Consider the following 23326-nt stretch of genomic DNA (forward strand, 5'->3'; position numbering starts at 1 on the left):
CCCGTCACCGTACTGCCTTTATCTCAGCTCGCCTGACGTGCAGCGCGGTCGAAGGCGGCCAGAATGGCGCGCAGCGAAGCAGCGCCAGTATCGTAGTCTTCCGCCACACCGGTCACGGATACACCATCGACGTTCAGCTGAACAAAGGCGATCGCCTTGGCATCGCTGCCGCTGCCCATGGCATGCTCGCTGTAGTTGGTGACGCTCAGCGGACGGCTGTCATAGTGATGCCATGCGTCGACAAAAGCCGAGATCACGCCATTGCCTTGCCCTTCCAGCACATGCACCTTGTCGCCTTCACGAATGCGCGTGGACAATGTGCTGCCTTCGCGATCGAAACGATAGTGCTCCAGCGTGTAGGGTTGTTCTGGCGAAAATTCCTTGAACAGCAGCGCACGGATATCATCGCTCGACAGTTCACCGGTGGTCTTCTCACTGGCTTTCTGTACGATCGGTGCCAACTCCAGCATCATCCAGCGCGGCAGACTGATGCCGTGGTCACGTTCGAGCAGGAATGCCATCCCTGCCTTACCGGACTGGCTGTTGACGCGGATCACCGTTTCGTAATTGCGGCCAATGTCACGCGGGTCGATAGGCAGATAAGCGACCTGCCACGTTTCTTCCGGGCGCTGATTGCGCAGCGACTTGCGAATAGCATCCTGATGGCTGCCTGAGAATGCGGTATATACCAATTCACCGACCCACGGATGACGAGGATGCACGATCAGCTTGGTGCACTCACTCACGGTACGGATGATCTCTTCCGGGTTGGAAAGATCCAGCTGAGGGTCAATCCCTTGGCTGTACAGGTTCATCCCCAGCGTCACGATATCCATGTTACCGGTACGTTCGCCGTTACCCAGCAGCGTACCTTCAACGCGATCCGCTCCGGCCAGCAGCGCCAGCTCGGCAGCCGCTACAGCACCGCCCCGGTCATTGTGCGTATGCACAGACACCACAACAGCATCGCGATTACTGATGTTCTGGCAGAAATACTCAATCTGATCGGCATAGTGATTTGGAGAAGCCACTTCGACCGTATTCGGCAAGTTGAAGATGATCGGTTTTTCACGCGTCGGCTTAACGATCGCCATCACGGCTTCGCACACCTCCACCGCGTACTCTGGTTCGGTTTCCGAGAAACTTTCCGGTGAGTATTCGATGCGCCAGTCGGTTTCAGGGTAGCGCGCAGCGTAATCACATACCCAGGTCACACCCTGACAGGCCAGTGCTTTGATGTCATCACGGGTCTTCTCAAATACGCGTTCACGCTGGATAGTCGACGTCGAGCTATAGATATGGATGATGGCACGATGCACACCCTTCAATGCTTCAAAGGTGCGTGCGATGAGGTGCTCGCGCGCCTGCACCAGCACGGCAATTGTCACATCTTCCGGAATCTGGTTTTCGTCGATCAACCAACGCACGAAGTCATAGTCGGGCTGACTGGCGGACGGGAAGCCAACCATCACTTCCTTGATGCCGATTTTCAGGATCAGATGCCACAGTCGTTGCTTCTGTTCGACACTCATGGGCTCAAGCAGGGCCTGGTTGCCATCGCGCAGATCTTCACTGACCCAGATGGGCGCACGCGTGATGCGATTGTCAGGCCAGGTGCGATTGAACGCTGGGACTGGTGCGGGAGCGCTGTATTTGCGATGGTCGAAAGAACCTTGCGCCGCATCGCCAAAGATAGTGTTCTTCACCACATGAGCGTCAGACATGAGTGTTTGATCCCTTGAGGAAAATAAATTGAATAAGTGGCCGCTGCCACTGCATCCCTATGGTGTGGCTACATACGGCATATCGAACTCATGCCATTGTAGCCCCAACACCATTGCTTGATCCAGCCCTATTCATTGCTAAAATTGCATTGCGCAGGCTATAATTTGGCATAATATTTCAACCAAATGCCAAAAGAGACACACTCATGCCTTCTTCAGAAAACGGATACCGCCTAGACCGTTACGACCGCCACATTCTGGAGCTGCTGCAACGCGAAGGCCGCATCAGCAACCAAGAGCTCGCCGATCGCATCGGCCTGTCCCCCTCCCCGTGCCTGCGCCGCGTGCGCGCCCTTGAGGAAAGCGAGCTGATCACAGGCTACCGCGCCATGCTGGATGCCAAGCGCCTTGGCCTTAACCTGATGGCGCTGCTACTGATCTCAATGGACCAGCACAACTCTGAGCGTTTTTCGACCTTTGAAAAGGCCATTCGAGACATTCCCAACATCATTGAGTGCCTGCTGATTACAGGACAAGAAGCCGACTACCAGCTGCGCGTCATTGTGCACGACATGGACGAGTATCAGGACCTACTGCTCAACCATATCAACAGTATTCCCGGCGTGACCAGCGCCCACTCAAGTTTCGTGCTGCGCCGCGTACTGGAGCAGCCGCTGCCGCTCTAATGCCTATCGATCATACGTCGATGACCTGCCAAAAAAGGGCCTTCTAAAGGCCCTTTTTCTCGTTTTCACCCTGCCGTTCATCACTTTTCATGCCGCTTCGGCACGATTGTCCAAGACACACCCTATCCCCCTGTGCGACAGTCATCTTTCGGCGACACCAGACCTCATGATCGCGAGCGCTTCTTTCTTGCGTACCGAACGCCGTCCTTCAGCAACAACGACCACGACACGCCATAAACAACAATCCATAACAAGGACACACTGACCCATGCCCGACCGCTCCTCTCTGCCTGTGAGCAGCCCCACAGAGACACGATTGGCCTATCTCAGTCTGCTCGGCACTATGATCATGTTCGGCAGTGCCTTTGCCAGTTCCAAGATTGTGGTCGGCGAAATGCCCGCCACCGTTGCTGCCGCACTGAGGTTTGCAGGCGGAGGAATCGTGCTGGCACTGATGGCGGTTTTGTTCCGGGATCGCACTCGAGTCATCAGCTACCGTGCCATGCTGTCTGCCGCACTGGCTGGCCTGATCGGCGTGTTCGGCTACAACGTATTTTTCTTCTGGGCACTGACACTGGCACCGTCTCTGGACGGCAGCATTATCATTCCCGTGCTTAGCCCTCTGCTGACCAGTGGGCTGATGATCGGCTTTGGCAGAGAAACGGCGGCGCCCTCACGTCTCGCAGGATTGCTAATCGGACTGATCGGTGCCGCTATTTTTTTGTACGGTGCCGGCAACGCCAGCGTCTCGAATGGCCGCTTATGGGGCGACATGCTGTTTCTGCTCGCTGCAGGCTGCTGGGCAACGTACAGCATCCTGTCCAAGACATTGCTGGCAAAGGGCTCGATTGGGGCACTTCAGGCAACGGCCTGCGCCACGTCTGGAGGCGCACTGGGCTTGATACTTCTCGCCGCCCCTCAGTGGAGCACGGTTGCCTGGGGAAGCATTTCCCCTACTGTATGGTTCAACGTGTTTTTTCTGATCATTGGCCCAACCGCGCTGGCTTCCATGTTCTATTTCTATGGCCTGCGCCACGTCAAGGCCTCTAGCGCGACGCTGATGATGTTGCTGGTACCGGCGTGTGGCGCGTTCTTCTCAATTGCGCTGTTGGGTGAAACCCTTGCCTTGCTACAGTGCATCGGCGTACTGGTACTGATCCTTGGTGCCTTGATCGCACTTAACCCCTTTCGGCTTGCCCGACGATAACGCACGCGTGAATCACCAGAGCATACGGACAGGCACCTGCCTGTATGCTCTGCGGCAGGGATAAGGCTGCCCCACCAACAAACACAGCACTAAGCTAGGAAGTAGTAAAGCAGCCATGCGGTGAGACTTTTGGGCAACCTTGTTTTTTCAAAGGATTTTGAAACACTCTCTATTTGAAACACTCTCTAAATGAGTGCCTATGTTTTTCTGCGTTAGGCTCGACCTCTGGTTTTAAAGATGCGCTTCTATCACTTACGCAGAGTGCAAACAAAAGAGGATGGCATACAACGACTATCGCATGCATCGCTCTTACCCTTCTGTCCGGAGTAGCGGTGGAGATAATTTCTTTTTTATCACCTCTTATCGGATGTTTTTTATACCGTCGTTCTGCTACTGCTAACGTCGACGATGCGGCCATTGCCAGCAACTGACCGATTGTTTAGGGCATCGCTGACTAGCGCCGTCTAGTCTTCCTGCGATGGCATGTACAAATACATACTGTGATTGCGTGCTCTGCTGTTTGCTTACTCCAGATTTAAATTAAACCGCCAGTTGGCGATTTAATTTAAATCCAAAAAACTCAACTAACAATAGCAAGTTTATTATCAACTGCATATCTCCATAAATTATTTACATCCCCTCGTACAATATATTTCATCACTTCGTTTATATTTTTAATAGACCAATTCCACCAAGCAATTTTTTCTAACTTGCTGATCGTTTTGTCATCAAACCTTCTTCTTATTACTTTTGCAGGATTGCCAGCAACAATGGTGTAGGGAGGAACATCATGTGTTACCACTGCTTGAGCACCCACAATAGAACCATCCCCAATAGATACGCCAGGGAGAATTGTTGCAGATAGTCCAAGCCATACATCATTACCTATTTTAGTATCTCCTTTCAAAGGCAGATGCACGGGTATTTTCAAGGAGACGCCGTTTAAAACCTCACGCAAAGAGTCCCATCCGTTCTCAAACATTTGAAAGGGATAGGTACTCAAACTATGCAAATCATGGTTTCCACCATTCATTAAAAATTTCACATCACGTGCTATAGAACAAAACTTTCCTATTATTAACTTATCACCAACAAAGGGGTAATAATGAAATACATGCCGTTCAAAATAACCACTTGGTCATTTAGGATCGTTGCAATAAGTATAATCACCAACAATAACATTGGGATTATCTGCTATATTTTTGAGAAATATTATTTCGGGAAAATATGGCAAAGGATGTATTGCATCTTTGGAAGGGCCTTTCATTTTAACTTCCTTATAATGAACAAGATATACAAGCACGATTAACATATGCAAATTTAGCTTCTATATCCAAATCATTCCAATGCCAAAAACAATTTTACACATTATAGCAACAAATTGTTTTTATATTTTCAACAGAAGAATACATCTAACCGGGCGACTCGACTGGAGGGGAAGGCTGCGCTTCGAAGCACTGGCGATGATGCCGACTTTGCCGCTATCGCACAGTCGTTCATCGAACAGCTAGAAGGCGTGGGGAACCAATAACAAAAATAACCGACCAAGCCAGAATGACCGCGCCGCTCTGTCAGGGCTTTTTTGTGCCAAGGCGCTTTCGAGTTTCGGCTTGGGAGCATCCTGTTGGATGCGAACACAGTGTGACCAGAGTGTGACCACACTGTGCCCAACATGACGCAAATGAACACTTTCAGGGCTATCGTTGGAGTATGCAGGACGCCAACAAAGCCTTTAAAATCAATCAGTCACGATTATTGAGAATCTGCAGCAGACTGACAAAAATGTTGTAGATACTCACATAGAGGTCAATCGTCGCCAGAATGTAGTTGGTTTCACCACCACGCACGATCTGCTGGGTACGGAACAGGATGACGGCAGACGACAACAGGATGAAACCACAGCACATCACCATCGACAGTGCCGAGGCGTGCACGAAGAGGTTGATGATCATGCCTGCCAGCAGCACGAAAACACCGACCGTGATGAAATTACCGAGGAAGCCAAGATCGCGGCGCGTAAAGATACCAACCAGCGACAGTCCTAGGAATGAAACGCCAGTCATGCTCAGCGCCAGCAGCACGATGCTGGAGCCACCCCGTGCATACATGAACATATTCAGCACTGGACCCAGCGAGTAGCCCATAAAACCGGTAAAGGCAAGGATGGCGACCAAGCCGAAACCTGTGCGCGCGGTGGCGTGCACCAAGAACATCAGACCGTAGGCGCCGACGATGAAAATAATCGGGGAAATGTAGCGCGTACCCAGCGCGAACGATAGCCACGCCATGGCAGCCGAAAACAGCAGCGTGATGGCCAGCAGACTGTACGTGTTGCGCAGAACACGTCGGCCTTCTGACGCTGTCACAACCTGCGTCTGATCAACAGTGGGGAAAGGATTACGATCCACGATGATATCTCCTGCTTTCAAGTGAAATTCCATGGTGTCTTTTCTTATCAAGCACCCCATGGTCATTATGGGCGATCATATCATGCTCATCACGATATGCTCCGCTAGACGCATGAAGGATTTTTCCTTCATGGCGCCCTGATGCCTACTAAAGCGTCATACGCTTCTTGTACTCTTTGCGCGAACACGACACATAGTGATCGTTGCCACCAATGCAGATCTGCTGCCCTTGCCGAATCGGCCGTCCCTGCTCGTCGAGCCGCATTACGAACGTCGCCTTGGACTCCGAATATCGGCACATCCCCTTGATCTCGTTGATTTCGTCGGCCAGCGCGAACAAACGAGCACTGCCTTCGAACAGCTGACCAAACGCATCCGTCCGCAACCCATAGCACAGCACGGGCACGCTCAACCTATCCACGATATCCGACAGCTGGACGATATGCTGTGCCGTCAGAAAATGGCATTCATCTACGAATACGGCCGAAAAATGCAGACCTTCTTCAGCCCGCAACCGCCGATTTTCAGTCTCAAACAAGGCATAGATATCATCGTCATTAGCGACGTTGATGGCATCTCGGCGCAAGCCGATACGCGATTCGATCTTATCATTGCGCGTGTCGATTGCCGGTTTGAACGCCAGCACTCTACGTCCAGACTCTTCATAGTTGTAAGCGTCCTTGATCAGATTAAGCGACTTGCCTGCGTTCATCACACCGTAATTGAAATAAAGCTTGGCCATCGTTATACCTGTGTCCCGGCAATCAATAAACAAGTGATCATTATAGTCCGTATGGTACCAATTCCTTTGCTATCATGACCATATGCGGCCTAGGCGAGAACAGTACAATTGACGGGGCTCTGACAGAGTCAGGCCGCGAGATACCGCAAGATAGGTTGTTAAATGACCGATGCAACTTGGCACGACTGTGGTAGGATGCCACCGTTGATCAGGGCCTTTTCACCACGGATCGAACCTACGACTTATGCGCACAGCCATAAATATTACTGGGGAACTCAAATATATCCTCGATAACGAGAAACATCACGTTGTTGTGCCGTTCCATACCCTGCAGGCCTCGGAGCTGATCAAGCAGGATGTCGAGCTCCTCAATCACGATTACAGCGTAGCGCTCTACGGCTTCCGCTATGAAGCAGAAACGACCGTGGGCACATTCCGGTACTTCTTTCTCGTGGAACACAGCATGGCAGGGTTCCGCCCTTATGCTGTGTATCACGACCTTCCTGATAACGTGAAGCCGCTACGTGACACCATTGACTTTTCACTGCTGGGCATTGCGGAGCCGCCAAAGCCTGCCGACACCGAGCAGGTGGAAACCGAACCAGCCTCTGCAGCGTCAGATCAGCCTTCTTCGCTCTGGCGGCGTCTGAGCCAGAAGTATCTACCAGACAGTCGGCTCGATAAGGATCAGCGCAGGCAACAGCGCAGGAGTGGCCGACTGCTGGTTGCACTGGCTATCGCATGTGCCGCCGTATGGGCTCTCTCTCACTCTCATGACCAGCATCCTCACATTTCGCCCTACCTGCAATCGATGGGGCAGCTTAACGGCGACGGGAAATGAGCGCACGGACCATCAGTCACGCCGTGGCTGAGCTTGGAAACGTGGTAAGGATGGATGAACGGGACGAAACATGAGCACCACGGCAGCCACCCTTGAGTTTTCCACGCTAGGCGTGATTGGTCCTGGCCGTATGGGGTCCGCTCTGGCAGAGTCCCTTTCACTACAAGGCTATCCCATCCATGCAATTGCCGGACGCAGCGAGGCATGCCCCAAGGCGCGTGCGTTAGCCCAACGCGTGCATGCCCGCATAGCGCGCGCGCAGGCGCTGGCCGAGACCTGTTCGCTTATCTTTATTGCAACGCCTGACGATGCCATTGCCCCTCTCGCTGATACGATCGAATGGTCGGCGGGAAGCGCCGTGGTTCACCTGAGTGGGGCTACGGATGTGCAGGCGCTTCAGGCTGCACAGCACTGCCAAGCGCATATCGGCGGCTTCCACCCACTGCAGAGCATCAGTCAGGCGGCCGGAACCGCAACAACGTTTCAGCACTGCACCATCACGATTGAGGCCGAGCACGAAGCGCTGAGCAAGGATCTTGCTACGCTTGCCCACGCCCTTGGCAGCCACGTCAATATCCTGCCGCCGAATACTCGCATGCGTTATCACGCGGCCGCCAACCACGCCAGTGCTCTTCTGGTTGCGCTGATGACAGACATGGCCCGACTATGGGAAAGCTGGGGAAGCAGCGAAAAGGATATGATGGATGCTTTACTGCCACTCATGCAGAACACATTGAGCGCCGCCCGCGAACGTGGCGTTACTCAAGCACTGACAGGGCCACTTGCCCGCGGCGATGTGGGGACCCTAGAGGGCCATCTGGCGGCGCTGGAACAGCTAGACCCCGCACTGGCACGTCGCTATGCGGTGCGCCACCAGCCACTACTAACTCAGGCACCAGACGATCAGCGCCAGCAGATCGCAGCGCTGATCAACGCCTATGCAGCGGTTAACACACATACCTCTTAAAAACACAGCATTTCTGCTATGCCTTGATATCGGCAGCCAAGCGTTGCCATGTATGACGATGGCGCTCAAGGCGCTCGGTTTCCGCCAGCAGCAGCGCCAATGCTTGGCATAGGTTGCCGAGAGCGCTGCCTTCAGGCTTCCATTCGTCAAGCGGCCACGGCCACCACTCCTCAGCAGAAGCCATTACGATCTGCCTCAGTTCGCGGGGCACAGACCATGCCGTTGCCGCCGTCAGGTAGGCCCCAGCCGCATGAGCGGTACTGCCATTTTCAAGCGCAGGATCCCTCGCAGGGTCGCGCCCCGCCAGCCGCTGCTCTTCGCGCTTTGCCAGCATATCGACTACCGCTTGGCTACGGTGCGATACCATCCGTACCTCTTGGCTGTTGCCCGCAAGAGTACCCAGTGCATACGCGATGACGATGCTTTCACGCAGCGCCAGCCCTTCCTCGACGCAGGCTCTGGCAGCATGTTCCGCCATCGCACATGACTGGAAGTATTGGGCAGGCTTCCCAGGGCAGAGCAATAGCCACGGGAACTCAGCCGATGGTGAATGTCCATGATGAAGAGAGTTCATCAATACTTATCCCTGCCTCAGATTTTCTATTTTCAGGTGTAATTGTAACGGCCGCAATAAACCGCGACTTTATTATCGCGAATGGAAAGTGTTTATTAACATACCAGTAAATAGCCACCGGCTCACAAAAGCGCCATTGTATTTTTTTGTAATCGTTGCATAGAAAGACCATGAATGCCGTGCTTGTGCTCCCTCAGCACGGGCATAGAGGCCACGCTTCAGTCCATTTTTCACAGGCTGTTTATATTGAAACAGCACGCATCACGTTATTTCCTTAATAGAAAGTCTAGGTAAGACTCAAGGAAAAATGATGCAATAACAGAAATAGTACTTTAATAGAACAACGCTATTATCAATGGCGAAAGGCTTCCAATAATAACGCCATTAGAAGAGACAGTAGGACCGTCATACCATGCAAATAGCGCCAGCCATAAAACGATACGGCCTGAGTCATAAAGCGATGTAAAGACGCCGCAGCATGCGCATGAACGGTATGGCGGCCCCTGCCTACGGGGGGATACTGCATTCTATGCTTGTGAAAATCGCGGCGAACATCCTTGTGCAGGCACATCGAAAAATCAAAATTATCAGAAAGCGTGAGGCTTCATATATGGCACGAGCACGGGAAAATCATCGCTACATCCATGCCGCTCATGCATGACAGGTAATAGGTGCAGCACTCTCTCTGCCCCTAGTGCATTTATACATACAGGTTCGATATACCCCAGACGGACCTTTTCCAGAAAAGATGACCGACAAGAGCGCTCATGAAAACACAAAGGCAGTACAGCCCCAACTGAACGGTCCAGCAGACAGATGCCGTCCGTAGGCGTTGCCGCCATGGAACCTGTCTCTCCCCCAACAGCCTTGAGCGTGATGAAGCCGTATGCGGCATCGGGTAGCCACGCCTATTGTGCGGAGCAACCTACCCGATGACGTCCTATCAAAGATGCTGGATCAAAGATCACTGGCATCAAAAGCGCCGGGCAATAGCACCCCTACGGTCGTTTGCTGTACATCACCTTTCAGGTTAGTCAGCCATACCGGTGTATCCTTCTCGGCAAACTCAGCGATAACCTGCCGACACGCACCGCACGGCGCAATAGGGCCGTCGGTATCGCCGGCAACGGCCAGAGCAGAAATCTTGGCATGCCCCTCCGATACGGCCTTGAAAATGGCCGTCCGTTCGGCGCAGTTCGTCAAGCCGTAGGAGCAGTTCTCAATATTGCAGCCGTCGAATACTTCTCCTGTAGTAGTCTGCAGCGCAGCGCCCACATGGAATTTCGAATACGGCGCATAGGCCTTTTCGCGCGCGGCCAGTGCGCGAATCATCAGTGCTTGGCCCAGTGCATCATGCGACATCGTTCATATCCTTTGAATGCAGCGGGCTGCCTTAAACGCAGCCCGCCGTGATGGTCGTTCAGTAGAAGACACCTCGTCGCGCTCTTCCAATGCGCGAGGCCGCCTTCATCACTGCCCCAATCTTCAGGCCAGCGCTTTCTCGATCACTTCATACAGATTGCGCGACAACGATTGGTTGCGGATACGCTCGAGAGCACCACGCATCAGCTGTTGATGCACCTCATCCAGACGCTGATAGCGAGTCAGAGGCAGTACCAAGCGTGCGGCGATCTCGGGGTTGCTTTTATTGAGCTGCAGCACGATGTCTGCCAGCAGTGCATACCCTTCCCCATCAGCACGGTGGAAGTTGACATGGTTGTGCTGTGAAAATGCACCGATCAAGGCACGGACACGATTCGGGTTGCGCAGCGAGAACGCCGGATGTGCCATCAGCGCCTTGACGCGATCCAGTGCCTCCGGGTGCGGCTGGGTGGCCTGCAACGTCAGCCACTGATCCATCACTAGCGGATCGTGCGACCAGCGCGCTTCGAAGGCCTTCAATGCCGCATCAGCACGCTCACCGGCATGGCGGTGCACCAACTGGGTCAACGCAGCCCGCGTATCCGTCATGTTGGTCGCTGTCTTGAACTGCTGATCGGCCAATGCCAGCGCGTCTTCATCACCTGTCGCACACAGATAGCTCAGCGCAACGTTCTTCAGTGCACGATGAGAAATCTGCTCGAATGACGGTTCGTACGCCGCTTTCGTCACATTGCTTTCATACAGCGCCTGCCAGTGGAAGTGCAGCTGCTCTGCCAAAGAACGCTCGACGAATGCACGAGCATCATGGATCGCATCGATATCGACTTGTGCCCGTTGCCCCGCCAGATAGGCCTCAGAAGGCAACTGCAGCATTTCGGCCAGTACAGCGCGGTCTGCACGATCTGGCGTTTTCAGCAGGTAGTCAAAGACATCTAGCAGCGTGTCGTCCAGTGTCGGCGCTTCACCGGCCTGAATGGCATGCATGACGTCAAAGATCGCTTCTTGTGCCAACCGCTGCCCGGCATCCCAGCGGTTGAAGCCGTCCACATCATACTTGACCAAGAAGGCCAGCTGTTCACGCGTGTACGGGAAATTCAGAATGACCGGCGCTGAGAAGCCTCGGAGCAACGACGGCGTCGGCTTTTCAGCAACGTGCTTGAAGACGATACGTTCTTCCGCTTCGCGCAGCTCCAGCACCATTTCGTGTCCCGGACGCTCGTTGCCAACGGCCAGCTCGATCGGATTACCACGGCCGTTGAGCAGCCCCATGCGGACTGGGATGTGTAGCGGCTGCTTGCTGTCCGCGACTTGCCCCGGGGTGGCCGGCGTATGCTGACGGAAGGTCAGAGCGTACTCCTGACGCTCCGCATCGTATTCTTCGGCCACGTCGATACGCGGGGTACCGGCCTGTTCGTACCAGCGCATGAACTGGCCCAGGTCGATGCCACTGACATCGGCCATCGTGTTCACAAAATCTTCGACGCGTACGGCCTGACCATCAAAGCGTTCAAAGTAGGTATCCGTACCGCGGCGGAACGTTTCCTTGCCCAGCAAGTTGCGCAGCATGCGCACCACTTCGGCCCCTTTCTCGTAAACGGTCAGGGTGTAGAAGTTGGAAATCTCGATAAAATGATCAGGGCGCACAGGGTGAGCTGTCGGCCCTGCGTCTTCGGCGAACTGCTGGGTACGCAGCACGGCCACGTCTTCGATACGTTTGACGGGCGCAGAATTGGTATCAGCGGAAAACGTCTGATCACGAAAGACCGTGAAGCCTTCCTTGAGTGCCAGCTGGAACCAGTCACGGCAGGTCACACGGTTGCCTGACCAGTTATGGAAATACTCGTGCGCCACGATGCCTTCGATGCGCTGGAATCCTGCGTCGATCGTGGTTTCTGGATTCGCCAACACCGCAGAGCTGTTGAAGATATTGAGCCCTTTGTTTTCCATCGCCCCCATGTTGAAGTCGTCAACGGCAACGATCATGAAGCGGTCAAGATCATACTCGCGACCGTAAGTCTCTTCGTCCCACTTCATTGCACGCTTGAGCGCGCCCATCGAGAATTCAGTCTTGTGCAGGTTCTGCGGTTCGACGTACAGCTGCAACAGTACGGTGCGCCCGTTGCGTGTGGTGAAATAGCTTTCGACCACTTCAAGCTGTCCAGCAACCAGCGCGAACAGATAAGACGGTTTGGGGAACGGATCTTCCCATGTCACAAAGTGGCGGCCGTCTTCCAGGTCTCCTTGATCGATGGGGTTGCCGTTAGACAGCAGTATCGGCAGCGTGGCCTTGTCGCCAATGACGGTCGTGGTGAACTTGGCCATTACGTCTGGGCGATCAGGGTACCAAGTGATACGGCGAAAGCCTTCTGGCTCACACTGCGTGCAGTACATCCCGTTGGAGCGATATAGCCCTTCAAGCGCTGTGTTCTGCTCGGGCGCAATCACGACTTCAGTATCAAGCACGAAAGCATCAGGAACGTCGTCAATAATCAGCCGTTCTCCGTCAATGCGGTAACGGCTCTTGGACAGCGCTTCGCCATTAAGCGAGATGGCACGCAGATCAAGGTTCGCACCGAACAGTTCGAGCGGCACGCCCGCTTCACGTTCGGGATGGCGTTTCATTCGCAGCGTCGCCTTGACGTGCGTATCCTCGGGTGCCAGCTCAAAAGTGAGATGAGTGGTCTCGACGGTATAGGCCGGTGGGAGATAGTCCTTGAGATAGACGACTTCGGGTTCGCTCATGGCGGAATGACTCCAGCACTGATGAATGAAGTGAATAAGGAAGCAACGCATCGCACAGTCATGGTTGGACATGCGTGTTGACGGTTTGTCTTCATCATAAGCGATCTAGCGCCGCACACGCACCCTTGACTTCAATTCTCGTTGAGTGAGAGGACGTTAGCTAGAATATTGCTTGAAACAAGAGTCAATATAACGGTATAAATGCGATAAATTCGAAAAAGGCAACACAGTGCGGTGCGACAGGTGGTCACAAGCGTTGTGGTTTGCCGTAGAATGACGATCCATGTTTGACACTCACCCAAGGAAAGGACTTCATGGCGCTTCCACCTCCTCCTGCGCTGTCTACGCCTCGGCTCAACCTGATGCGTCTGACCATCATGCGCGGCATCACATGGACCGGTTTTCTGCTGGTCGTGATCTTCGGTATCGAGGTGATGGGGTTCCAGCTCAATGTCCTATCCGTGATGGCTACCATCTTGTTTATGGCGGCCTTCAACGTGGTGACATGGTGGCGACTGGGACTCACGCGCCCCGTCTCTGACCTTGAGTACACCTTGCATCTCATCATTGACCTGCTGGGACTGACCTGCGTCTTCTTTCAGACAGGTGGTGCTACCAACCCTGCCGTAACCTACCTGTTAGTTCCGATCACAATAGCGGCCGCCACCCTGCCTTGGTGGCACTCAATCACCACCGCGCTGTTCGCCATTCTCGGCTACACGCTGCTGATGTACTTCTATGTGCCTCTGCCGCAACTTGAGCAGCACTTCTTTAACCTGCCGTTTTCATTGCATATCGTGGGCATGTGGCTCAACTTCATCTTGTGTGCGGCACTGATGACCTACTTCATCTACAAGATGGCCCGTGCCTTGCGTCTACGCGACCACAGTCTGGCACAGACACGCGAGGCCTCGCTGCGCAACGAACAGATTTTGGCAGTGGCCAGTCAGGCGGCACTGACCGCGCATGAACTGGGCACCCCGTTGTCGACCATCGCGGTGTTGTTGAACGAGATGCGCAGCGATATTACCGATCCGCTAGTGCAAGAAGATCTCGATATGATCCGCTGTCAGGTCGATACCTGTAAGCAACATCTGCGCACGCTAGCGGCCAGCGCCGAACGCAAGGCCAGTAGCATCGAGACGCAGGATGCGCCGCTGTGGGTTGGCAACGTCATTGAGCGCTGGTTGGTGATGCGCCCCGACGTCGAATACGACTTCGAAGTGCGCGGGCGCCGTTCGGCCCAGATTGATGTCGATATCACGCTGGGACAGGCCGTGATGAACCTGCTGAACAACGCGGCAGACGCCAGCCCAGATCAGATCAAGATCACACTGGACTGGAACGAACATACGGTGACGCTGGATATCCGCGACTACGGCCCGGGCATCCCGATGGACATCGCCGATAAGTTAGGTGAGACTTTCGTCACCTCTCGCTCAAAGGGAATGGGCATCGGACTGTTTTTGACACATGCCACTATCAATCGCTTCGGCGGTAGCGTGAAACTCTATAACCAGGACGGTGGTGGTACACTCACCGAAGTGACACTGCCGCGCGCAGGCACCTTGTCCTGAATGGCTCTGCCACCCCGCGCTATTTACCAGAAGCGTCAACGCTGAGTTATGACACGAGAGCACACCATGGACAATCCGACTTCCTTTCTGATCATCGATGACGACGAACTCTTCTGCCGCGTTATGGAGCGTGCCATGAAGCGCCGCGGGTTCGCTGTCTTCGTCGCCAACACGGCAGATCAGGCGCTATCGATGGCTCGTCAGCATCAGCCAGACTATGCCTCCATCGACCTCAAGCTGGCGGAAAGCTCCGGCCTGAAACTGCTGCCGGAACTGCTGGCCATCGTACCGCAGTGCAAAACGATCATCCTGACTGGCTACTCCAGCATTTCGACGGCGGTGGAAGCGATCAAGCTAGGCGCGACTAACTACTTGTGCAAACCGGTCGATGCGGATGAGGTGCTGCACGCACTGAAGACCGAAGCGCCGGATCCGGATGCCAAGATTGCGGATCACCCGCCGTCCGTTAATCGCCTGACCTGGGAGCACATCCAACGCGTGCTGCAGGAAAACGATGGCAATATTTCGGCAACGGCCCGCAGCCTGGGGATGCACCGTCGCACTCTGCAACGCAAGCTGCAGAAACGCCCGGTCAAGCGTTAAGCCTTGCTACACTGATCCTGTATGATTCTTTAATCCAGCGCATGGAAGGAAACGATCATGATGTCTCTTCACCAGCGATGCCATATTGCCGAAGCCATCGCCCGCCGTGCTGGCGATGCACTGCTTGAAGCACGCCAACACGGCGGTTTCGGTGCACGCCTCAAACGTGGTGAAGAACTGGTGACCGACATTGATGTCCAACTGGACACTATGATCAGCCAGGCGCTGGAAGGCATGTATCCCGGTGAAGCGCGCCTGACCGAAGAGCTGGCCCCCGATGCCATGTCCCGTGCCCAGCTCGAAGGACCGCTGTGGGTCGTCGATCCCATTGATGGCACCGTCAACTTCGCTCACGGTCATGCCCATGTGGCCGTGTCGATTGCGTGGTGCGATGAAGGACAACCACAGATTGGTGTGGTGCATGCACCGTTTTTGAACGAAACCTTCACCGCCATTCGCGGAGAGGGCGCATGGCGCAACGGCCACCCGATTCACTGTCGGCAGATCACTCGGTTGGATGAAGCGCTGATCGCGACGGGCTTCGCCTATGACCGCAGCGCTCGTCCACGCCAGCTTGAACTGGCTGGCCGTTTACTAATGCAGTGTCGCGACCTGCGCCGCAATGGTGCGGCGGCGCTTGATCTGTGCCACGTTGCCGACGGACGTCTGGATGGCTATTTCGAAAGCGTCTCGCCATGGGACATGGCCGCGGGCACGCTGATCGCGCAGGAAGCTGGCGCGTGTTTCAGCCATTACGGGCCGGTACCGGACACGGTTCCGGCTGCTCTATATAGCCGCGACATGCTGGTATGCGTACCCGCGCTGCAGGCATCGCTGGCATCGCTTCTTGCCGCTCAATAAGACAGGAATTCGCTATGCGTTGCCTTATCCCTGCCCGAACAACGCGGTATCTGGCCTCATGACGCCACCCCGCCTTAATGTGCGCCCATCCGCGAAGCAGGCTCCTTTTGGCGCGTCGATGGTGATGCGTCATCCTCTGCGCGGCGCTCTTTGCGCCGTGCTGTTTCTCGCAGGATGCAGCACAGCCTCCTCGTTAAACGGCGGCGATGGTGGCTGGACAACGCTACAACCCGGCGAAACGCTTTACCGTCTTGCCCAGCGCAACAATCGCCCAACGGCGTGCCTACAGCGCTATAACCCCTCGCTGCGCGCCGATTCTCTGAGCGTCGGGCAACGTATCCTTGTACCCAATGCGGAAGAATGCGCGTCGCTGACCAGTGCACGCATGCGCTATCGTGTTCGCCGTGGCGACACGCTGTACAGCATTGCTCACTACTTCGATCAGACGCCACAGGCAATGGCCGCCGCCAACCCCTCGCTGCCCCCGAACCCTCGCCTTGAGATCGGCCAGTGGGTAACGCTATCTGGCATACAGCGCGGAGCAGCCACACAGTCTTCGCAGGCCACCGTCAACAGGACAGCTGCGGCAACCAAAACCCCTGCGGCACGCCCTACCCCCACCCGCGTAGCACCTGCACCGGCTCCACTGCCCAACGAGATGACCCATCGCCCATGGCCAATGCAGGAACCGCGCGTGATACGCGAGTTCGGCCCCGATGATCGCGGCCGCCTACAACCCATGATGCTGGCCGCCCGCACATCCCAGACGGCCACTGCCGTTGCGGATGGCAGTGTGCAATTCGCCAGCACGATGCGCCAGCTGGGCCATGTGGTGATCGTGCACCATGCCCGCAATATACAGACCGTCTACGCGCACTGTGGCTCGCTCAGCGTCAAAGCTGGCCAGCGCGTCAAGACGGGTACCCCGCTATGTCAGGTGGCTCAGGATGATGTCACGGCATCCCCTCAGTTGCTGTTCGACGTGCGCCAGAGCGGTCGTCCCATTGACCCTCGCCGCTTGCTGAAGTGAGTGATCCTATGCCCTTGCCTCCCGCTTTCATCGACCATGAGTCACTTCATGCGCTGTCCGCCACTCGGATGGCCCCCATGAAAGTGGCTTTCGTCAGCGAAACCTGGCTGCCTGAAATCAATGGCGTCACCCATACGCTGTCACAGCTGTCGCACTATCTTCACGCGCAGCACTACACGCTTCAGCTAGTACGGCCCACGCCCAAAGACGGCTCACATGATGCCCGAGTCGATGAGGAGTTGCAGGTCAAGGCGATTCCCGTCAAGGATTACGAAGGGGTCAATATCGGCTGGGTACCTCCGCGCAAGCTGCGCCAGTTCTGGCGTGCACACCGCCCCGACGTAGTCTATATCGCGACCGAGGGGCCGCTCGGCATGGTGGCACTGCGCGTTGCCCGCCAGCTGCGCCTGCCCGTCGTGAGTGGCTTTCACACCAATTTCGACCAGTACAGCCGCCACTATCTCTGGCTGCGCGCTGTGCGCCCGTTTGTCGGGGCGTTCCTGAAACGCTTCCACAACCGCACACTGACCACGCTGGTACCCACCCGCCAGCAGGCCGAGCGCATGACCGCACAGGGTTACCGCAATGTACAGGTCATGGGGCGCGGTCTAGATCACGGCAGGTTCTCTCCTCAGCACCGTGACGATGCGCTGCGTGCCTCATGGGGCGCAACACCGGACACACCCGTTGTCATGTATACCGGGCGCTTGGCTGTCGAAAAGAATATTCCACTGTTGGTGGCGTCACTGCGCGCACTGCATGAACGCCACCCCGACCAGATCGCCGTCATCGTGGGCGATGGCCCCATGCGCCATGAGATCGAAGAAGCCGCACCGTGGGCGCATTTTGTCGGTTTTCAGCAAAATGAGGATCTGGCACGCCACTATGCCAGTGGGGATATCTTCCTGTTCCCTTCGCTGTCCGAGACGTTTGGCAACGTGGTCACTGAAGCGATGGCAAGCGGACAGTGTGTGGTAGCGTTCGACTATGCTGCCGCGGGAGAGCTGATCGAAAATGGGGTCAACGGTTTTGTGGTACCCTGTGGAGACGAGCAGGCGTTTATCGACGCCGTGCGGACCATTCGCGAGACGCCGTCGCAGATCAGGACGATCGGGCAGTGCGCGTGCGACCGAGTGGCAAGCCTGACGTGGCCGCACATCGCGGAAACGTTCGTTCGTTACTTGCATCAGGCCAGGGAGACTCATGATGCGTGACCGACGCCATGCAGTATTCAAGCATCTCGATATGCTGGAGTGGAAAGCCTGCCGCCGTTGCACTCGCCTAGGCAGTTATCGTCCCGTGCTGTGGCTGCTGCAGAAAGCGAGCTGGCTGGGCGACTATCCAGCATGGATTGCCGTCTGCCTTATGCTGCCCGTACTGCACGGCAAACTGGGGTGGATCATGGCCGTTTCGTGGGGTGTTTCCGCGGCAATTGGCGGACTGCTCTATCGACTGATCAAAAACAAGCTGTGTCGCGAACGGCCATATATTTCGTTCGATCTGATTCCGTGCACCATGCCGCCACTGGATCGCTACAGCTTCCCCAGCGGCCATACTCTGCACGCCGTCATGTTCACGACGCTCGCATGGCAGTATGAACCACGCCTTTTGATCGGCGTTATTCCGTTTGCCATTATCGTCATGTTGTCGCGGGTCATTCTTGGCCTGCACTACATCAGCGATGTTATTGCGGGGGCGCTGATCGGTTATGGCGTGGCGCAACTGTCCATTCTGGCCATCGACAGTGCCTTTCCGAATCTACTGGGCTAGATCAGCCCATCATTCAGAGCCCCACAGACATTAATAAAGAAAGGCAACCCCGAAGGGTTGCCTTTTTGCGTTTGCCTCGCAGACCTTCACTATACGCCCCAACGCCCCGTCTGCAGGGCCAAAAAAAGCGACTTTTGGCGGCTAATTCAACTGACCGCGGACTTGATGCTGCCGCATACTTGCGGCACTCTCAGTTCATATTGATCGCCGCTTTCTTAGGATATCGCCATGCCTGCTTCTTCACCTGCCCCATTCAAACGCTATCGCCTGTTAACCGGCCCTGACGATGCCGCTTTCTGCCAGCGCGTATCGACACTACTGGATCAAGGCTTCGAACTGCACGGTTCACCGGCACTGACCTATGACCCCGTACGTCAGTGTGTCATCGCCGCTCAAGCGATCATCTGGCCCGCCGATCGCCCCGCCCCGCAGCCACAGAACGGCTGACGAGGAGTAACAGCCACTACCACTATAAGAAGCCCATGTGCTATCGAGTGAGATTCAATAGTGGCTGTTACATGATCTAAGTTATTGCCATTTAATGGTGCATAACGGGCAATTTGTTAATATCTCTACGATACAATATGATATCAATCAAAAATATTACACCCTTAACTATTAATAAATGCGTTAAATTAAAAAAATATTTATATATTATTAAGTAAAAACAATCACCTCACAATAAATAAAGCACTACTTTTTAAAGGCTTTTATAGCCAAACCACTGCCTACCATTATCAGTCCCAATACTGCAAAAAAAGCCACCGGAATAAACTTGAAAAAAAGTACAAAGAGATGTGTTTGTGGCATAGTATATACCACATATGCGAGATGGAATAGAAAAAGAGCTGCAATAGTCAGCAGCACACAACCACACTTAAAAACTATATTAAATGAAGACTTATTACCATTCTTTATCATCATCCCCACCTCTCTACAGTTTAAAAAAACAATATATTTTCAATTATTATTTTATAACTTTTCATAACATATCCCCGCTTTAAGCCCAACACTGTCACTAATAAGAAATGCAAAAAAACAACATTTAATTACTTAATGATTACAGTAAAATCAACAAACTATACCCCCGCCTTGCTCAGTTTTAATATAAAAAATAGTACGCCAATTGTCAGCACACGAAACCCAAGCTTCCAATTGAACCAAGCCCAATCATAACACATAGTTGCAGTAGAAAGCATTGTGGCTGTTTAGACAGCGCTTATATCAATGAACTAACAATCACTTTTATCAACCTTCCCACTACCCATAAGAGTAAATCCTACTTTATGCCGCTATATCAGCCTCGACGCCCTATGAAAAGGTGTATTGCTACCCACACTGCCTCCCAGGCTATTTCATAACAACATCTTAAATCATGCATGAGATATAATAAAAATCCTGCCGTTTATACGTCTAAAGTGCTACTGAGCGCATACCATTACTATTAACCCGCCGATTGGTACTTATCCCTCGACCAGTAGCACCGACCTCTGCAGCGGTTATTTTTATCTACAAATGAAATTCCAAGCAAGCACATTACGCCGACATAGACGACACGGTATAGCAAATGATGATGCCCTTGTTGCTTTTGGGGCGGCGCAGTATTCGGTAGAGACTGATCGCTCTGGAAGCATGTAATAATAAGAATACCTAGAATCTCGACCATTAGAGCATGTTTCATAACCCAATACCCATGTCATTGACGGGACATCAAACCACAAAATTGCGCTAGGTTTTAGAAAGGGTAAAAGTAATCGCTCAGGTTATGAAACAGTCTCTTAGTGCAAAAGAAATGGGGTAATGACATACGAAGTTCATCAGAAAAGGCCTCTAATCAGTCATGCCTCAAAATTCAAAGGCAAAATGGGCTTTTAAAGTTTCCCCCAAATGCATAACCCATAGACCGAATACTCTGTGTGAACTACAGCACTTTTATCTCCCCCCAATAGCACCGACTATCGTGCACCGCATAAAAAAGCCCTGCCGCTAACACGTCAACGGCAGGGCTTTTCAAGCAATCGCTATATTGCTAGGCGATCAGCGCTATCACGATACGTGGCCGCCGTGGGCCTGCTTGTCGGCGTGGTAGCTGGAGCGCACGAGCGGGCCGGAAGCAACTTGGCGGAAGCCCATCTTCAACCCTTCTTCTTCAAACCATTTGAAGGTTTCGGGGCGTACCCAGCGGTCGATCGCTAGGTGGTTTTTGGACGGCTGCATGTACTGGCCGATGGTCAGCATATCTACATCATGGCGACGCAGATCACGCATGACCTCAATAATCTGCTCATCCGTTTCGCCAACGCCGACCATCAGCCCAGACTTGGTTGTGACATCCGGGCGACGCGCCTTATAGCGCTTCAGCAGATCCAGCGACCACTGATAGTCGGCCCCCGGGCGTACCTTGCGGTACAGCGACGGCACGGTCTCAAGGTTGTGGTTGAAAACGGTCGGCGGCGCATCAGCCAGGATATCGATGGCCACATCCATACGCCCACGAAAATCGGGAACCAGGATTTCGATCTCAATGTCGGGGCTGAGTGCACGAATAGCCGAAACGCAGTCAGCAAAATGGCCTGCACCACCGTCACGCAGATCGTCGCGGTCAACCGAGGTGATGACCACATAGCGCAGCTTCATCTCGGCGATGGCTTGCGCCAGCTCGCGTGGCTCATCGCTGTTCAACACGTTGGGGCGACCGTGCGCCACATCGCAGAACGGGCAGCGGCGTGTGCAAATATCGCCCATGATCATGAAGGTGGCTGTGCCGCCGTGGAAACATTCTCCTAGGTTAGGACAGGAGGCTTCCTCACACACCGTATGCAGCTTGTGCTTACGCAACGTCTGCTTGATACGGGTCACTTCAGAGGATACCGGCATACGTACGCGCAGCCAATCGGGCTTCTGCGGCAGCGTTTCCGTCGGTATGACCTTGACTGGGATGCGGGCAACCTTTTCTGCCCCACGCAGCTTAACGCCTTGTACGGCGCGCTTCGGCGTTACAGTGGATTCACTCATGACTCACCACCAGACTCGTAAAATTCAAAGGGATCGCCCTCCTGTGCAATAGGTGCGAACAGGAAAGCGGTCGACTGTTGGGTCAGCTGATGAACAAGACAGTTCAGCCAGCGGTCGGCTTCTTGCGCGCGATCAATGACCGTGCCGGCAGGCAGTAGGTCACGCAGCTGTGTCATCGCCATTCCGGCATACCCACAAGGGTTGATGCGCTCAAATGGCGACAGGTCCATATCCAGATTGAACGCGATGCCATGATAACTACAGCCGCGACGTACGCGCAGCCCCAGTGATGCGATCTTGGCCAGTGAGCCATCAGCACGATCAACATAGACACCCGGCGCGTCAGGACGCGCAAAGGCCACTATGCCGTGCTGTGCCAGTGCGTCGATAACGCTCTGCTCAAGCGCCGTAACCATTGACCGCACGCCGATGCCACAGCGCTTGAGATCAAACATCAGGTAGGCGATCAGTTGGCCAGGGCCGTGATACGTCACCTGACCACCACGGTCGCTCTGCACGACGGGAATGTCACCCGGCATCAGTACATGCTCGGGCTTGCCTGCCTGCCCTTGCGTAAATACCGGCAGGTGTTCGACCAGCCACAGCTGATCCCGATCATCGCGCTGACGCTGATCCGTGTACTGGCGCATGGTCTGCCAAACAGGCTGATAAGCGCGCATCCCCAGTCGATAAAGATCAAAAGAATGCGTCGGCTGTGGCGTGGCTATGGGCATCTCGGGCATATACCTCACAGCACCATGTGTACGCGACCCGTGGCCTTGAGCGCTTCGAACAGCGCCTTAAGCTGCTCTTCGCTTGTTGCCGTGATGGTGGCACGCAGTGAACGGAAACGGCCAGTACGGCTGTCCTGGTGGCTCAGATTGGCTTCGTTGAAGCCGCTATCGAAACGCTTGAGCACCTCGACGATAGCCGGCTGGAAACCGTCATCGTGATCACCAACGATTTTCAACGAGTAGTCGCAGGGAAATTCAATCTTTGGCGCCGGCTGGCCGCCATCGCCCTGCATACCCAGCACCTCAGTACTCTTCTGCTCAGTGTTCTGGTTGTCGCTCATATCATGTCTCTATGCCAGGCCAAGCGGCACTTTAAAACCGCTTAGCGTTGAATGCGTCGGTGAAAAGCGCTGCTGCGCCCCACTCTATTGCCTTAAAGGATACATTGATCCTGCGGGCGGG

General features: G+C 54.4%; 20 protein-coding genes and 1 pseudogene. 11 read left to right on the forward strand and 10 right to left on the reverse strand.

What is annotated here, in order from left to right:
- Positions 1-23 precede the first annotated feature (23 nt).
- Positions 24-1724: a 2-isopropylmalate synthase gene (gene leuA, locus ZBT109_RS06760; RefSeq protein ID WP_051524037.1), complete on the reverse strand. Its 1701-nt coding sequence runs from the start codon at positions 1722-1724 to the stop codon at positions 24-26.
- Positions 1725-1930: 206 nt separating this feature from the next.
- Between leuA and ZBT109_RS06765 the strand changes: the two genes are divergently transcribed.
- Together ZBT109_RS06765 and ZBT109_RS06770 are read left to right on the forward strand one after the other, a co-directional pair.
- Positions 1931-2410, forward strand: a complete 480-nt coding sequence (locus ZBT109_RS06765; RefSeq protein WP_027705742.1) for an Lrp/AsnC family transcriptional regulator — start codon at positions 1931-1933, stop codon at positions 2408-2410.
- A gap of 268 nt (positions 2411-2678) precedes the next feature.
- Positions 2679-3617: a DMT family transporter gene (locus ZBT109_RS06770; RefSeq protein WP_051524039.1), complete on the forward strand. Its 939-nt coding sequence runs from the start codon at positions 2679-2681 to the stop codon at positions 3615-3617.
- Positions 3618-4197: 580 nt separating this feature from the next.
- On the opposite strand, the pseudogene ZBT109_RS14100 reads toward ZBT109_RS06770, so the two are convergent.
- From ZBT109_RS14100 to ZBT109_RS06790, 3 genes and pseudogenes are all read right to left on the reverse strand, one after another.
- A pseudogene (locus ZBT109_RS14100) lies at positions 4198-4884 on the reverse strand (CatB-related O-acetyltransferase).
- A gap of 475 nt (positions 4885-5359) precedes the next feature.
- Positions 5360-6025 (reverse strand): Bax inhibitor-1/YccA family protein, encoded by a 666-nt coding sequence (locus ZBT109_RS06785; RefSeq protein WP_232012821.1) that lies wholly within the window; start codon positions 6023-6025, stop codon positions 5360-5362.
- A 148-nt stretch (positions 6026-6173) separates the two neighbouring features.
- Positions 6174-6767, reverse strand: coding sequence for a thymidine kinase (locus ZBT109_RS06790; protein ID WP_027705745.1), 594 nt, complete (start codon positions 6765-6767; stop codon positions 6174-6176).
- Positions 6768-7011: 244 nt separating this feature from the next.
- On the opposite strand from ZBT109_RS06790, the gene ZBT109_RS06795 reads away from it, so the two are divergent.
- Positions 7012-7608: a hypothetical protein gene (locus tag ZBT109_RS06795; RefSeq protein WP_027705746.1), complete on the forward strand. Its 597-nt coding sequence runs from the start codon at positions 7012-7014 to the stop codon at positions 7606-7608.
- A 70-nt stretch (positions 7609-7678) separates the two neighbouring features.
- Entirely contained in the window at positions 7679-8575 is an 897-nt protein-coding gene (locus tag ZBT109_RS06800) for a Rossmann-like and DUF2520 domain-containing protein (protein WP_051524041.1), read from the forward strand.
- 16 nt (positions 8576-8591) lie between these two features.
- On the opposite strand, the gene ZBT109_RS13955 is transcribed toward ZBT109_RS06800, so the two are convergent.
- The 3 genes from ZBT109_RS13955 to pepN all read right to left on the reverse strand — a co-directional run bounded on the left by ZBT109_RS13955 (position 8592) and on the right by pepN (position 13274).
- Positions 8592-9149 (reverse strand): hypothetical protein, encoded by a 558-nt coding sequence (locus ZBT109_RS13955; RefSeq protein ID WP_197714321.1) that lies wholly within the window; start codon positions 9147-9149, stop codon positions 8592-8594.
- Between the two features lie 957 nt (positions 9150-10106).
- Entirely contained in the window at positions 10107-10511 is a 405-nt protein-coding gene (locus ZBT109_RS06815) for a cytidine deaminase (protein ID WP_038278918.1), read from the reverse strand.
- 123 nt (positions 10512-10634) lie between these two features.
- The gene (pepN, locus tag ZBT109_RS06820) at positions 10635-13274 is read right to left on the reverse strand and encodes an aminopeptidase N (RefSeq protein WP_027705749.1); all 2640 of its coding nucleotides are present in this window, start codon (positions 13272-13274) and stop codon (positions 10635-10637) included.
- Positions 13275-13588: 314 nt separating this feature from the next.
- Between pepN and ZBT109_RS06825 the strand changes: the two genes are divergently transcribed.
- The 7 genes from ZBT109_RS06825 to ZBT109_RS06855 all read left to right on the forward strand — a co-directional run bounded on the left by ZBT109_RS06825 (position 13589) and on the right by ZBT109_RS06855 (position 19562).
- A complete protein-coding gene (locus ZBT109_RS06825) occupies positions 13589-14851 on the forward strand; it encodes an ATP-binding protein (protein ID WP_027705750.1) in 1263 nt (420 codons plus the stop codon).
- 66 nt (positions 14852-14917) lie between these two features.
- A complete protein-coding gene (locus ZBT109_RS06830) occupies positions 14918-15454 on the forward strand; it encodes a response regulator transcription factor (protein ID WP_027705751.1) in 537 nt (178 codons plus the stop codon).
- A 57-nt stretch (positions 15455-15511) separates the two neighbouring features.
- The gene (locus ZBT109_RS06835) at positions 15512-16315 is read left to right on the forward strand and encodes an inositol monophosphatase family protein (protein ID WP_027705752.1); all 804 of its coding nucleotides are present in this window, start codon (positions 15512-15514) and stop codon (positions 16313-16315) included.
- A 58-nt stretch (positions 16316-16373) separates the two neighbouring features.
- Positions 16374-17345 carry a M23 family metallopeptidase gene (locus ZBT109_RS06840; protein ID WP_084261872.1) on the forward strand — a complete coding sequence of 324 codons (972 nt, stop codon included), beginning with the start codon at positions 16374-16376 and terminating at the stop codon, positions 17343-17345.
- A gap of 8 nt (positions 17346-17353) precedes the next feature.
- Complete coding sequence (locus ZBT109_RS06845; protein WP_324603188.1) at positions 17354-18559, forward strand: glycosyltransferase family 4 protein; 1206 nt, start codon at positions 17354-17356, stop codon at positions 18557-18559.
- Positions 18549-19115 (forward strand): phosphatase PAP2 family protein, encoded by a 567-nt coding sequence (locus tag ZBT109_RS06850; RefSeq protein ID WP_324603189.1) that lies wholly within the window; start codon positions 18549-18551, stop codon positions 19113-19115. Before ZBT109_RS06845 ends, ZBT109_RS06850 begins: the two co-directional genes overlap by 11 nt.
- Before the next feature lie 228 nt (positions 19116-19343).
- Complete coding sequence (locus ZBT109_RS06855) at positions 19344-19562, forward strand: DUF1737 domain-containing protein (RefSeq protein ID WP_038278923.1); 219 nt, start codon at positions 19344-19346, stop codon at positions 19560-19562.
- Between the two features lie 1599 nt (positions 19563-21161).
- Here ZBT109_RS06855 and lipA read toward each other — a convergent pair.
- Genes lipA through ZBT109_RS06875 form a run of 3 tightly spaced genes read right to left on the reverse strand, consistent with a single transcriptional unit; the run spans position 21162 to position 23205 of the window.
- Entirely contained in the window at positions 21162-22130 is a 969-nt protein-coding gene (lipA, locus tag ZBT109_RS06865) for a lipoyl synthase (RefSeq protein WP_027705757.1), read from the reverse strand.
- A complete protein-coding gene (gene lipB, locus ZBT109_RS06870; RefSeq protein ID WP_051524092.1) occupies positions 22127-22864 on the reverse strand; it encodes a lipoyl(octanoyl) transferase LipB in 738 nt (245 codons plus the stop codon). The genes lipA and lipB overlap by 4 nt, the downstream gene beginning before the upstream one ends.
- A gap of 14 nt (positions 22865-22878) precedes the next feature.
- Positions 22879-23205, reverse strand: coding sequence for an HP0495 family protein (locus ZBT109_RS06875; protein WP_084261873.1), 327 nt, complete (start codon positions 23203-23205; stop codon positions 22879-22881).
- Positions 23206-23326: the final 121 nt, after the last annotated feature.

Origin of the sequence: Zymobacter palmae (assembly GCF_003610015.1) — a bacterium.
Taxonomy (GTDB): domain Bacteria; phylum Pseudomonadota; class Gammaproteobacteria; order Pseudomonadales; family Halomonadaceae; genus Zymobacter; species Zymobacter palmae.

Coding starts and splice junctions, on each gene's coding strand:
- ZBT109_RS13955 (WP_197714321.1), bottom strand. CDS start 9,149: ATGAACTCTCTTCATCATGGACATTCACCATCGGCTGAGTTCCCGTGG.
- leuA (WP_051524037.1), bottom strand. CDS start 1,724: ATGTCTGACGCTCATGTGGTGAAGAACACTATCTTTGGCGATGCGGCG.
- ZBT109_RS06770 (WP_051524039.1), top strand. CDS start 2,679: ATGCCCGACCGCTCCTCTCTGCCTGTGAGCAGCCCCACAGAGACACGA.
- ZBT109_RS06795 (WP_027705746.1), top strand. CDS start 7,012: ATGCGCACAGCCATAAATATTACTGGGGAACTCAAATATATCCTCGAT.
- ZBT109_RS06855 (WP_038278923.1), top strand. CDS start 19,344: ATGCCTGCTTCTTCACCTGCCCCATTCAAACGCTATCGCCTGTTAACC.
- ZBT109_RS06875 (WP_084261873.1), bottom strand. CDS start 23,205: ATGAGCGACAACCAGAACACTGAGCAGAAGAGTACTGAGGTGCTGGGT.
- ZBT109_RS06830 (WP_027705751.1), top strand. CDS start 14,918: ATGGACAATCCGACTTCCTTTCTGATCATCGATGACGACGAACTCTTC.
- ZBT109_RS06800 (WP_051524041.1), top strand. CDS start 7,679: ATGAGCACCACGGCAGCCACCCTTGAGTTTTCCACGCTAGGCGTGATT.
- ZBT109_RS06840 (WP_084261872.1), top strand. CDS start 16,374: ATGACGCCACCCCGCCTTAATGTGCGCCCATCCGCGAAGCAGGCTCCT.
- ZBT109_RS06845 (WP_324603188.1), top strand. CDS start 17,354: ATGCCCTTGCCTCCCGCTTTCATCGACCATGAGTCACTTCATGCGCTG.
- ZBT109_RS06815 (WP_038278918.1), bottom strand. CDS start 10,511: ATGTCGCATGATGCACTGGGCCAAGCACTGATGATTCGCGCACTGGCC.
- ZBT109_RS06790 (WP_027705745.1), bottom strand. CDS start 6,767: ATGGCCAAGCTTTATTTCAATTACGGTGTGATGAACGCAGGCAAGTCG.
- lipA (WP_027705757.1), bottom strand. CDS start 22,130: ATGAGTGAATCCACTGTAACGCCGAAGCGCGCCGTACAAGGCGTTAAG.
- pepN (WP_027705749.1), bottom strand. CDS start 13,274: ATGAGCGAACCCGAAGTCGTCTATCTCAAGGACTATCTCCCACCGGCC.
- ZBT109_RS06835 (WP_027705752.1), top strand. CDS start 15,512: ATGATGTCTCTTCACCAGCGATGCCATATTGCCGAAGCCATCGCCCGC.
- ZBT109_RS06825 (WP_027705750.1), top strand. CDS start 13,589: ATGGCGCTTCCACCTCCTCCTGCGCTGTCTACGCCTCGGCTCAACCTG.
- ZBT109_RS06850 (WP_324603189.1), top strand. CDS start 18,549: ATGATGCGTGACCGACGCCATGCAGTATTCAAGCATCTCGATATGCTG.
- lipB (WP_051524092.1), bottom strand. CDS start 22,864: ATGCCCATAGCCACGCCACAGCCGACGCATTCTTTTGATCTTTATCGA.
- ZBT109_RS06765 (WP_027705742.1), top strand. CDS start 1,931: ATGCCTTCTTCAGAAAACGGATACCGCCTAGACCGTTACGACCGCCAC.